This window comes from Turicibacter sp. H121 (genome assembly GCF_001543345.1).
Lineage (GTDB): Bacteria > Bacillota_I > Bacilli_A > MOL361 > Turicibacteraceae > Turicibacter > Turicibacter bilis.
This window is the reverse complement of sequence record NZ_CP013476.1, coordinates 434,473-446,064: the sequence shown is the minus strand read 5'-3', so window position 1 is coordinate 446,064 and position 11,592 is coordinate 434,473. Positions and strand designations below refer to the sequence as shown.

Sequence of the window (11,592 nt, the reverse complement as noted above, 5' to 3'; positions counted from 1 at the left end):
ATACATTTATGTGTCTATATAGGTAAAATTAAATTTATATTTTGGATTGATTGTATGAAGGATAAAAAGAATTTTTTTGAAATTAAACTCTATGTTAAAAACGAAGTCCAATTTAAATGTGTAATCTTGGAATAAATATCTGCTAACTGTATAAAGAAAAGGATTAAATTCATTTTTTTAAGTAATAAGAAATCGCTTGGTGTAGATAAATAGTTTTCCTTACTTGTTGTAATCTAATAGTAGAATGAGTTAAACTCCCTATAAAATCAATAATTTTAACAAAAAAGGTAATTGATTCTACTATTCTATTCTTAATATGAAATAAAATCGTTTTCGTAAAGAGATTTGTAGAAAATATGTTTGAAAAAAGTATGAAAAAATGTTATTTTATTAAGGGAATTTTATCTCAAATGAAAGTTAGAAAAATACTAGGATACAAAAATGGAGGAAAGTATATGCAACAGCCACGTATGTTATCAGCTAAAGAGATTGCAAATGAAGTAGTTGAAGTTGGTAAGTATAAAGTATCACGTAAGAATAGTGTCGTTATCATCTCAGGGATGTTAGCTGGATTATTCATCGCCTTAGGGTACACAGTATATTTATTAGTATATGGACAAATGGAAAACCATTTTGTCGGGAAGCTTATTGGAGCATTCTTATTCCCAGTTGCTTTAATTTTAATTTTATTAACAGGAGCAGACTTATTTACTGGTAATACATTAATCGGTAAGGCGTATTTCAAAAAAGAAGTAAAACTATCAGCGTTTATTAAAAACTTAGCTTTAGTTTGGATTGGAAACTTATTAGGGACTTTATTAGGAGTTGCCTTATTAACAGGTGCACATTTATTTACTAATGGTGTTGATCCAGGAGTAGCAGATAGTATTCGTCATATTGCTGAAGTAAAAATCAATACTTTATCAACTTCAGAAGTCTTTTTCCGTGCAATTCTATGTAATATCTTAATTGCAGGTGGGGTATATGTTGCTTATGCTGCTAAAGATGTTGCTGGTAAATGTATTTTAAATATTATCGTTGTTGCAGTATTCGCAATTATGGGTGTAGAACACTGTATCGCGAATATGTTTGTCTTATCAATGGCTAAAGTATTAGGTGCTGATATTTCTTATGCAGGTATGGCATGGAACATATTCATTGCAACAATCGGTAACATTATTGGTGGATTTGTCATTGTTGTTCCTTATTACTATAACTTCATCCATAGTTACAAAAATAGACAACACTAATTTAAAATAGTTTGTAAGGTATTAATTCAAATGAAGATTTGGATTAATACCTTTTTTTAAGTTTATAAATAGAACTAACGTTTGTTTTTGTCCTCTTTTTAGACAGCTGTTTTTATGTTATAATGAAGCGATAAAGAGGTGATGTCGATGTTTGCATATTTAAAAGGATATGTTGCTTATAGTGGAAAAGATTTTGTGGTGATTGATGTGAATGGTATAGGGTATAAAGTTTATACAGCTAATCCATATGAGTTTAGAAAGGAAGAAGAGGTTCAAGTATTTACGCATCAAGTCGTATCAGAAAATGATATGAGCTTATATGGATTTAAAACAATGGAAGAGCATGATTTATTTATTAATTTAATTAGTGCCCGTGGAATTGGGCCAAAAACAGCATGTGCAATTTTGGCGATGAAGGATATGAGTGGTTTACGTCAGGCTATTGAGAATGGGGATGCAAAATATTTATGTAAGTTCCCTAAAATTGGGCCGAAGACAGCTCAGCAAATTATTTTAGATTTAAAAGGAAAATTAGTTGTTCCTGATGCTGCTTTATTTATGAATAACAGCTTAGCAGAAGCTCTTGAAGCATTACAAGCATTAGGGTATGGTGATAAAGAGTTAACAAAAGTTAAGACTGCATTTAAAGATATTGATGCTTCAGTAGATGAGATTATTAAAAAAGGTTTACAATTACTTGTTAAATAATTAAGGTAGGGATTTAGAATGAGGGATAAACAACGAGTTAATCCATTTGCAATTGGAGGAGCTTTTGTTCAGTATTGCATCGATCATCATATTTTAGAGGTCGAAATTTTAGGAAATGACATTAAATATTATCTCACTGAAAAGGGTGAACAAACATTAGAAAGTCAGTTTGGTATTGTTTTAACATCTTGTGCAAAAATAAATGAATGAGAAAGTAGGTAGGAGCATGACAGAAGAACGCTTAGTGACACCTGATGAAATGATGGAGGATGAGTCAGAGTTAAGTTTACGTCCAGAACGATTAAATCAGTATATTGGTCAAACAGCTGTTAAAGAAAATTTGCGTATTTTTATTGAAGCTGCTAAAAATCGTAATGAATCATTAGATCATGTTTTATTATTTGGACCTCCTGGACTTGGGAAAACAACTTTAGCAACAATTATCGCGAATGAGATGGGGGTTAATATTAAAACAACTTCAGGTCCAATGATTGAACGTAGCGGGGATTTAGCTGCCATTTTATCGGTTCTAGAACCAGGTGATGTTTTATTTATTGATGAGATTCATCGTTTACCAAAAAGTATTGAAGAGGTTTTATATCCGGCGATGGAAGATTATGTACTAGATATTGTGGTAGGAAAAGATGAGTCAGCACGTTCGATTCGTGTAGACTTAGCACCATTTACGTTAGTTGGAGCGACGACACGTGCAGGAGATTTATCAGCTCCACTTCGTGATCGCTTTGGTGTGATTAATCGTCTTGAATACTATAATGAAGAACAGTTACAATCAATTGTTAAGCGAACAGGAATCGTTTATGAAACTCCAATTGATGATCAAGCATCACTTGAGCTAGCGCGCCGTTCACGTGGAACACCACGTATTGCGAATCGATTATTCCGTCGTGTGCGTGATTATGCGCAAGTGATGGGAGATGGAGTGATTACGCATGATATTGCCCAGTTAGCCCTAGATCGTTTGGACATTGATTCATTAGGTCTTGATTATGTCGATCATAAATATCTAATGGGGATTATTGAACGCTTTGGTGGAGGGCCTTGTGGAATTGAAGCGATTGCTGCGTCAATTGGGGAAGAGCCACAAACGCTTGAAGATGTTTATGAACCCTATTTACTTCAATTAGGATTTATTAAGCGAACACCACGTGGTCGTGTTATCACACCACAAGCCTGTGAACATTTAAAGGTACCATATCCGTTAAAATAAAGATTGAAAAATGAGGATATTTGGTAGATAATTTATAAAGAGCTTTAAATTTTGCAACATAGAAAGTTGGTGTGTTATGCGAGTAGAACAATTCGATTTTGAATTACCTGAAGAATTAATCGCACAGACTCCGTTAAAAGATCGCGATACATCGCGCTTAATGGTTTTAAATAAAAAAACGGGTGAAGTTAACCATGAAGTTTTTCATGATATCATCAATCATTTGCGCCCAAATGATACGTTAGTTTTAAATAATACGAAAGTCATGCCGGCTCGTTTAATTGGACAGAAGCCTGATACAGGAGCTAGTATTGAAGTATTGCTTTTAAAACAAGAAGAGCAAGATTGTTGGGAAACGCTCGTGAAACCGGCAAAACGTGTGAAAATTGGAACGATTGTTGAATTTGGTGATGGTCGTTTAAAAGCCGAGTGTATCGGAACAGGTGATATGGGGAAACGTATTTTTAAATTCGTTTATGAAGGGATTTTCTACGAAGTATTAGATTCATTAGGCGAAATGCCTTTACCTCCATATATCACAGAGAAATTAGATGATCGTGATCGTTATCAAACGGTTTTCGCGAAAGAAATTGGATCAGCAGCAGCTCCAACAGCAGGGTTACATTTTACGACGGAATTATTAGATCAAATTAAGGCTAAAGGGATTAATATTACTTATGTCACTTTACACGTTGGTCTTGGAACATTCAGACCTGTTTCAGTTGATAGTGTTGAAGAACATGATATGCATGCTGAGTTCTATCAAATGTCTCAAGAGACTGCTGATGTTTTAAATGCGACACATGAAAAAGGTGGACGTATTATTACAGTTGGGACGACATCAACACGTACCCTTGAAACGATTGCACGTGATCATGGGAAATTTATTGCATGTGAAGGATGGACAGATATTTTTATTTATCCACCCTATCAATTTAAAGGGATTGATGGAATGATTACAAACTTCCATTTACCTAAATCAACCTTAATTATGTTAATCTCAGCTTTAGCGGGACAAGAATCAGTGATGAATGCTTACCGTATTGCTGTTGAAGAAAAATATCGTTTCTTTAGTTTTGGAGATGCGATGTTAATTATTGAAGAGTAGCAACTAAGATAGTAAAAGTGAGGTGCCGATCTTGGCGATTAAGTACGAATTAATACATGAATGTAAACAATCAGGTGCGCGCTATGGAAAACTTCATACGCCACATGGAACTTTTGAAACACCTGTTTTCATGCCTGTTGGAACGTTAGCCACAGTCAAAACTTTATCACCAGAAGAATTAGATCAAATGGGAGCTAAAATCATTTTAGCGAATACGTATCATTTATGGTTACAACCAGGTGAGAAAATCGTTGAAGAAGCAGGTGGATTACATAAATTTGAAAACTGGGGTGGAGCGATTTTAACAGACTCTGGTGGATTCCAAGTTTTCAGTTTAAGTAAATTACGTGAAATTACAGAAGAAGGGGTTACGTTCCGTGATCATCGTAATGGAGCTCCATTATTTATGTCACCTGAAATTTCAATCGGTGTACAAAATTCATTAGGGGCTGATATCATTATGTCATTTGATGAATGTCCACCATATCCAGCAACATTTGAATATATGAAAAACTCAGTTGATCGTACCATCCGCTGGGCGGAACGTGGGAAAAAGGCTCATAAAAACCCTGAAACACAAGCTTTATTCGGAATTGTACAGGGAGGAGAATTCCCAGAGTTACGTAAATACTGTGCTGAAAAATTAGTTGAAATGGACTTCCCAGGATATTCAATTGGTGGGGTATCAGTGGGTGAGCCTAAAGATGTTGCTCGCAAAATGATTGAGTATACAGTACCTTATTTACCAAAAGATAAGCCACGTTACTTAATGGGAGTTGGATCACCAGATGATTTAATTGATGGAGCAATTCGTGGAATTGATATGTTTGACTGTGTATTACCAACACGTATCGCTCGTCATGGAACAGCGATGACATCAGTTGGTCGTGTTGTCATTAAAAATAAAGTGTATGAACGTGATTTCACGCCACTAGATCCAAACTGTGATTGCTATACATGTAAAAACTATACACGTTCATATATCCGCCACTTAATTAAGGCCAATGAGTCATTTGGTCAACGTTTAGTATCATATCATAATTTACACTTCTTAATTAATTTAATGGAACAAATTCGTGAGGCAATTCGTAATGACCGCTTATTAGATTTCCGTGAAGAATTCTTTGAACAATACGGAATTAATTTACCAGGATCACGTGGATTTTAATAATGGATGCGGAATCAACCATTAAGTCGTTGGTTGATAAGTATAAAATGATTGGATGAACTCAATATATGAGCTTGATCAATAAAGGAAACGGAGAGATTAAAAATGAATCAAACAGTATTATTAGTGTTACAATTAGTATTATTAGGGGTTATCTTTTACTTCTTCATGATTCGTCCAGAAAACAAGCGTCGTAAAGCTATCGCTACGATGCAAAGTAGTTTAGAAAAAGGGGATCGTGTCGTAACAATTGGTGGGATCCATGGACGTATTCATGCATTAGAACAGGAAATAGTGACGTTAATTAATGATGAAGGTCAAAAATGGATTTTTGAACGTAATGCTATTTCTCGTAAGGTAGAAAAATAATCATAAAAAGAGCACATTAATGTGCTCTTTTTTTATCCATTTAAAAAGCATCTATTCAATTAATGAATGAGATGCTTTTTTGGAAATAGTTTAAGTGACCGATTGAGGATTATCTTTTAGCACTTGGTAAGTTTACCCCAATCATTCCTCCTGTAATACAAACAACAAAGGTGATTAAGCTTCGAATGAAAAACTTTAAGGTTAATGGACTATCAATTCCAATAGTATAGAACATTAGACTTAATAAGACCATCGTTGTTGCTACACCGATTCCAATTAACCAACCTTTTTGTGCAAATTTTTTAGAAATTAAAGTTGTACCGATAAAGAAAATTGCAACGAATGAGGCATAGATTAATTTGTCAAGCACGCCTACTGAAATCCATTCAAAATAAGCAAATGTTGTTATAAGAAGTCCAAGGATGAGGATACTAATAACAATGAATGCAATGCCATGTAGTAAGGCTTTTCCTAGTTTTTCTGACATATTCTCAACTCCCATTACAGTATGTATTCAATAGTAACTGTATGAGAAAAAATTAAAGTTTATGCGGCTTTATACATAAAACAATTAAGTAGATTAAGCGAAAAAGGAGAATTTATGGATTCAAATTGTTATGTTGTGATATATAGAACCACACTTTTTTATATTATCCTATTAATCGTGTTTAAATTAATGGGAAAAAGGGAAATTGGTCAATTAACGTTGCTTGACTTAGTAGTTTCAGTATTAATGGCTGAAATTGCAGCTATGGCGATTGATAACTTAAACCGTCCTATTCATGAGGTATTGTTAGCCATTGGGTTACTTGGAGCCTTGCAGTTTACTTCAGCCTTTATTACCTTACGGTTTAAGAAAGTTCGTGAAATTATTGATGGAAAACCGTCTATTTTAATTCATCAAGGTCGAATTGATTTAGATGAGATGAGAAGACAGCGCTATACCTTTGACGATTTAATGCTACAATTGCGAGCTAATAATATTTCTTCTATTTTTGAAGTTGAATACGCCATTTTAGAGTCGAATGGTCAATTATCTTCCTTTAAACGAGATGATATGAGCTTCTGTCCATTACCTATTATTACATCTGGTGGTTTAGAAAAAGAAAATTTATTAAAAATTCAAAAAACGAAGGAATGGGTGGAAGAAGAATTAGAGAAACAGGGAATTTTTGAAATTAAAGAGGTTTATTATGCAGCGTATGATGGGAAAGAACTTCATTTTTTAACCCGTGAATCATTAAATATGAAAGAAAAAAAACGTCACTAGTCGTAGTGACGTTTTAAAGAATGAGATTGTCATTTGAATTATTCCGTGAATGTTGTTCTTTTATGTTATAATATGGTTGTTATTTGGAACGTAGGGTGTCTGCCATTTTTCCTGTAGGAAATAGCCCACAAATAAATAATAAGAATAAATAAGCGATTCCAACAATAAAGCTAATCATAATCATATTTAAAAAGGAGTCTGTACTAAAGACAACCGCTAATTTTAAATAGGATCCTAGCATAAAGGTTACTGCGATGATTAAAATGGCATTAATAACTGAGCGCATATTCATATGATAAGCAATATGTTTTCTAACAAGCAAATAGTGCCATGCAGTAACAAAAACAACGTTAAATAATACGGCAATGACTAGTCCGTAAATATTGAGGCTTGGAATTTGAAGGAGAATAATCATCATAATAATTTTAATAACTGAAGAGATTAAGGTTGTGCTCATGGCTTGTGTTGCCTCATCAATGGCTTGCAAAGTAGAAGTTAGTGGTGCTTGGAAATAAAGTAATAGAAATACTGGTGCCATGACAATTAAATAATTGGCTCCTGTTGAAGAATCAAATAATAGATTCATGAGCTCAACAGGAAATAGCATTAATAGGACGGTATAAATTCCACTTGGTAAGAATGAGAGTTGGAATGCATTGTCTAGGTGTGAATGAATACGATCAAATCGTTTGCTAGCATAAGCTTGGCTAATAGGTGGGACAATGGCTTGTGTGATAGCATTAGTAATAAATGATGGCATTAGAACTAATGGTAAAGCAAACCCAGAAACTGCACCATAAAGTTTTGCACTGAGTTCACTACTGTAACCAATCTTGAATAAGCATTGCACCACAATAATTGGTTCTAGAAAGTGGGAGAATGAACCAATAAGGCGACTACCTGTGGCAGGCAGAGAGATGGCCAAGACATCTTTAAAATTTTGTGGACTTAAATGAATAGGCTTTAGGGTAGCCCCGTAATGATTATGATGGATATGTTTGAAGAATAGGAATAAGAGAATTAAAATTGATGCAAATTCTCCGGCAATCGATGCCCACATCGTTCCTACTACACCGTAAATAATTCCATAAGGTAATGACCAGTTAATAAATAAGATAGAGATGACAATTCGAACAATTTGTTCAACGAGTGTTGAAATAGCTGATGGGAACATATTTTGTTCCCCTTGGAAGTATGCTTTTAAAATAGTCGATAGAGAAACGAAAAAGAGTAGTGGACCAATTGAGATTAATGGTAAATAAGTTCGTTCATCTTTCAGTAAATAGATTGCTAAAGGTTTGGCAATAAAGAAGAGTAAGATACTCACTAGCAAACTTGATACCATTGCAATAATGAGTGAGACGGATAAGACTTTTTTCTGACGTTCATTGGCTCTCGAAATTAATGTTGGGATGGCAATTGGAAGTCCTATGCTTGCGAAGGTTGTTAAAAGCATGAGGGTAGGTGCAATTAACATGTAAATTCCAATTCCGTCTTCGCCAAGTAGTCGTGTGACAATAACTCGGTTAACCATACCTAAGATTTTAGTGATTAAACCGGCTATAACGAGAATAAATGTTCCTTGTGCTACGCTTTGTTTTTTCATAATTTTTCCACCTATACTTTAGTTATGATTTTGCTTAAGTCTATGAGTATGAAGTTTAAAATATGAAGGTGAGGAGATACTTTTGTTTAAATCAAGAATGAATTGGAAAATATCTGACATATTTCGTGAGGACTATGACTCACAAACCACAGTGCTAAATCCTGCGATTGAGCAACTAGTGTTAGCACGTCAACTGGCTACGGCTGAGAGTTTGGATACATTTGCAAAAGAGGAAACCATTCATCATGATCCTTTTTTGTTTTCAGAAATGTCAAAAATTATTACGCGTATTAATGAGGCAATTGATCAAGGAGAGCCGATTTTAATTTATGGGGATTATGATGCAGATGGTGTAACAGGAACATCGATTTTAGTTCGTTGTTTACGTGAGCTTGGGGCCCTAGTTGATTATTATATTCCAAATCGCTTTTATGAAGGGTATGGACCGAATGAAGATGCGTTTATGCAGGCAATTGCTGATGGTTATCAGTTAGTCATCACCGTAGATAATGGGATTGCTGGAGTTGATGAGGCAGAAATTTTACTTGAACATGGGGTGGATTTGATTATTACGGATCATCACCAGGTAAAAGAAACACTTCCACGTGCCTACGCCATCTTACATCCAGAACTTGATGAAAATTATCCATTCCATCATTTATCAGGGGCAGGAGTCGCGTTAAAAGTCGCAGAAGCTTTATTACAAGAAGTGATTCCTGAAGATTTTTATGCCATTGCAATGCTTGGAACGATTGGGGATGTCGTTCCATTAATTGATGAAAATCGTTCGATTGTTAAACGCGGACTAGCTGCTTTACGTGAAACAGAAATTGAAGGATTAAATGCAATGATGGACCTAGCTGGAACCGAAAAGTCTGAGGTAACAGAAGTTAATGTCGGTTTTGAACTATGTCCCCGTTTGAATGCACCTGGTCGAATGGATGAGGCCGCTTTATCAGTCGAGTGTTTAATTGCAGAAAGTGAAGAAGAGGCTAAACTCATTGCCGATCAAATTGAAAGTTTTAATAGCGAGCGGCAAAAGGTAACACAAAAAGTGTTGGAGGAAGCGACAAAGTTAGTGGATGCGAAAACATTAGCTAAGAAAAAAGTCGTTATTTTATACTCACCGAATTGGCATGAAGGTATTTTAGGAATTGTCGCAGGACGCTTAGCGAAGCAATGGCAAAAAGCTGTTTTTGTCGTCACAGATGATCATGAGGGATTCATTAAAGGATCGGCTCGTGCGGTAGAAGGGTATCACTTATTTGAACTATTGAATAAATGTCAAGATTTAATCGAACGTTTCGGTGGTCATGCTTTAGCAGCGGGGATTACGTTTGCTCCTGAAAATTTACAAGCCTTGGAAGACAAGATGAATGAATTATTACAAGAGGTTGAAGTGACACCGAGTCTTCAAGTTGATCTAAGTTTACCATTATCGGATTTAAATGTTTCATTTGTTGAACAGCTTTCAATATTAGCTCCATTTGGTGAAGGAAATCGTCCACCTGTTATTGAGCTTAAAAATGTTTATGTCAAAAATGTTAAACCAATTGGAAATAAGCTACAGCATTTGAAATTTACGCTATATCAAGACAAACACTCAGTTGATGTAATAGCTTTTAATCAAGCATCACTTGCTATGTATTTGACGCCTGATACATTATTTAGTTTTGTGGGAGAGGTTAAAATAAATGAATGGAATGGAAATCGTAGTGTGCAATTTCATTTTATTGATGTTTTGTGCAATGAGTTTCAATTCATTGATCTTCGTAATCGACAAGCGTATGAACAACGAAAAGATCAACTTCAACTAGCAACAATGTATACAAATGCAACAGAGGCTGATGAGATTGAGACATTGGTCATTAATCAGCTTCCAAGTTCAAAAGAAGAGTTAATGACTTTGATTACAAGAAAGAAGCCAGGAAATATTGTAATAGCGCCACTTGAATCAAATGTCACGTTTGCTCCACGTGAGAAGTTTGTCATCGTATATAAAGTTGTGAAGCAGCATGGACCTATTACGTTGAATCACCAAATGATTAATTATTTTATGCGTTTAGGGATTAGTAAAAATGAATTATTATTTATTTTACAGGTGTTTTTTGAAGTAGAACTTGTTATAATAAAGAATGGCTCTGTTTTTCCAACTGATAGTGTGACCAAGCGTGATTTAGCAGAAGCACCAACGTATCAATCTCAAAAGGCAAAACTTGAGATGCTTGAGTTTTTTGAGTTAACGACGTGGTCAGAATTAAAAACAACCTTTAAAACAGCTAGGGAGGAAATGACTCATGAATCTTAAAGATTATGTAGCAAATGTACCTAACTTTCCAAAAGAGGGTATTCAATTTAAAGATATTACACCGTTAATGGCGGATGGACAAGCTTATAGCTATGCGACAAATCAAATGGTTGAATTTGCAAAGCAACAAAATGCTGAAGTGATTGTGGGTCCAGAAGCTCGTGGATTTATTTTTGGATGCCCTGTTGCACATGAATTAAAAATCGGATTTGCGCCAGTTCGTAAACCAGGAAAATTACCTCGTGAAACAGTATCATTCAATTATGATTTAGAATATGGTTCAAATACATTATGCATGCACAAAGATGCCATTAAACCAGGACAACGCGTTTTAATTGTAGATGATTTATTAGCAACAGGTGGAACAGTTGAAGCAACAGTTAAGTTAATTGAACAACTTGGTGGTGTTGTTGTTGGATGTGCATTCTTAATTGAATTAGAAGAGTTAAATGGTCGCAAAACATTAGAAAATTATGAAGTTTTATCGTTAATGAAATACTAAGGCTGCGAAATATAAAAGATTGAGTAGAGATGAAGCATTTATTGTTGCATTTCTACTTTTTTTTATGTTAAAATT

General features: G+C 34.7%; 12 protein-coding genes. 10 read left to right on the top strand and 2 right to left on the bottom strand.

Annotation, left to right across the window (positions count from 1 at the left end):
* Positions 1–371: 371 nt before the first annotated feature.
* The 7 genes from AT726_RS01995 (at position 372) to yajC (ending at position 5,831) form a co-directional block, all read left to right on the top strand.
* On the top strand, positions 372–1,250 hold the full coding sequence (locus AT726_RS01995) for a formate/nitrite transporter family protein (RefSeq protein WP_237297166.1): 879 nt from the start codon (positions 372–374) through the stop codon (positions 1,248–1,250).
* Between the two features lie 147 nt (positions 1,251–1,397).
* Positions 1,398–1,958, top strand: coding sequence for a Holliday junction branch migration protein RuvA (gene ruvA / locus AT726_RS01990; RefSeq protein WP_055244457.1), 561 nt, complete (start codon positions 1,398–1,400; stop codon positions 1,956–1,958).
* Positions 1,959–1,976: 18 nt separating this feature from the next.
* Positions 1,977–2,168, top strand: coding sequence for a hypothetical protein (locus tag AT726_RS01985; RefSeq protein WP_055274748.1), 192 nt, complete (start codon positions 1,977–1,979; stop codon positions 2,166–2,168).
* Positions 2,169–2,184: 16 nt separating this feature from the next.
* On the top strand, positions 2,185–3,186 hold the full coding sequence (gene ruvB, locus AT726_RS01980; RefSeq protein WP_055244460.1) for a Holliday junction branch migration DNA helicase RuvB: 1,002 nt from the start codon (positions 2,185–2,187) through the stop codon (positions 3,184–3,186).
* A gap of 76 nt (positions 3,187–3,262) precedes the next feature.
* The gene (queA, locus tag AT726_RS01975) at positions 3,263–4,294 is read left to right on the top strand and encodes a tRNA preQ1(34) S-adenosylmethionine ribosyltransferase-isomerase QueA (RefSeq protein ID WP_055244462.1); all 1,032 of its coding nucleotides are present in this window, start codon (positions 3,263–3,265) and stop codon (positions 4,292–4,294) included.
* A 31-nt stretch (positions 4,295–4,325) separates the two neighbouring features.
* Positions 4,326–5,462, top strand: a complete 1,137-nt coding sequence (gene tgt, locus AT726_RS01970) for a tRNA guanosine(34) transglycosylase Tgt (RefSeq protein ID WP_055244463.1) — start codon at positions 4,326–4,328, stop codon at positions 5,460–5,462.
* 105 nt (positions 5,463–5,567) lie between these two features.
* Positions 5,568–5,831 carry a preprotein translocase subunit YajC gene (gene yajC / locus AT726_RS01965; protein ID WP_068758912.1) on the top strand — a complete coding sequence of 88 codons (264 nt, stop codon included), beginning with the start codon at positions 5,568–5,570 and terminating at the stop codon, positions 5,829–5,831.
* Between the two features lie 109 nt (positions 5,832–5,940).
* Here yajC and AT726_RS01960 read toward each other — a convergent pair whose 3' ends face one another.
* Complete coding sequence (locus AT726_RS01960; RefSeq protein WP_055244466.1) at positions 5,941–6,318, bottom strand: TIGR04086 family membrane protein; 378 nt, start codon at positions 6,316–6,318, stop codon at positions 5,941–5,943.
* Between the two features lie 177 nt (positions 6,319–6,495).
* Between AT726_RS01960 and AT726_RS01955 the strand changes: the two genes are divergently transcribed.
* Entirely contained in the window at positions 6,496–7,101 is a 606-nt protein-coding gene (locus tag AT726_RS01955) for a DUF421 domain-containing protein (RefSeq protein WP_237297164.1), read from the top strand.
* A gap of 79 nt (positions 7,102–7,180) precedes the next feature.
* Here AT726_RS01955 and spoVB read toward each other — a convergent pair whose 3' ends face one another.
* Positions 7,181–8,707 (bottom strand): stage V sporulation protein B, encoded by a 1,527-nt coding sequence (gene spoVB / locus AT726_RS01950; RefSeq protein WP_068758911.1) that lies wholly within the window; start codon positions 8,705–8,707, stop codon positions 7,181–7,183.
* An 82-nt stretch (positions 8,708–8,789) separates the two neighbouring features.
* Between spoVB and recJ the strand changes: the two genes are divergently transcribed.
* Both recJ and AT726_RS01940 read left to right on the top strand, forming a co-directional pair.
* On the top strand, positions 8,790–11,015 hold the full coding sequence (recJ, locus tag AT726_RS01945; protein WP_068758910.1) for a single-stranded-DNA-specific exonuclease RecJ: 2,226 nt from the start codon (positions 8,790–8,792) through the stop codon (positions 11,013–11,015).
* Positions 11,005–11,517, top strand: a complete 513-nt coding sequence (locus tag AT726_RS01940) for an adenine phosphoribosyltransferase (RefSeq protein WP_055244473.1) — start codon at positions 11,005–11,007, stop codon at positions 11,515–11,517. Before recJ ends, AT726_RS01940 begins: the two co-directional genes overlap by 11 nt.
* Positions 11,518–11,592: the final 75 nt, after the last annotated feature.

Excerpts from the sequence above, each read along its gene's own strand:
- AT726_RS01995 (WP_237297166.1), top strand. The coding sequence starts at position 372 with ATGAAAAAATGTTATTTTATTAAGGGAATTTTATCTCAAATGAAAGTT.
- ruvA (WP_055244457.1), top strand. The coding sequence starts at position 1,398 with ATGTTTGCATATTTAAAAGGATATGTTGCTTATAGTGGAAAAGATTTT.
- AT726_RS01985 (WP_055274748.1), top strand. The coding sequence starts at position 1,977 with ATGAGGGATAAACAACGAGTTAATCCATTTGCAATTGGAGGAGCTTTT.
- ruvB (WP_055244460.1), top strand. The coding sequence starts at position 2,185 with ATGACAGAAGAACGCTTAGTGACACCTGATGAAATGATGGAGGATGAG.
- queA (WP_055244462.1), top strand. The coding sequence starts at position 3,263 with ATGCGAGTAGAACAATTCGATTTTGAATTACCTGAAGAATTAATCGCA.
- yajC (WP_068758912.1), top strand. The coding sequence starts at position 5,568 with ATGAATCAAACAGTATTATTAGTGTTACAATTAGTATTATTAGGGGTT.
- AT726_RS01960 (WP_055244466.1), bottom strand. The coding sequence starts at position 6,318 with ATGTCAGAAAAACTAGGAAAAGCCTTACTACATGGCATTGCATTCATT.
- spoVB (WP_068758911.1), bottom strand. The coding sequence starts at position 8,707 with ATGAAAAAACAAAGCGTAGCACAAGGAACATTTATTCTCGTTATAGCC.
- AT726_RS01940 (WP_055244473.1), top strand. The coding sequence starts at position 11,005 with ATGAATCTTAAAGATTATGTAGCAAATGTACCTAACTTTCCAAAAGAG.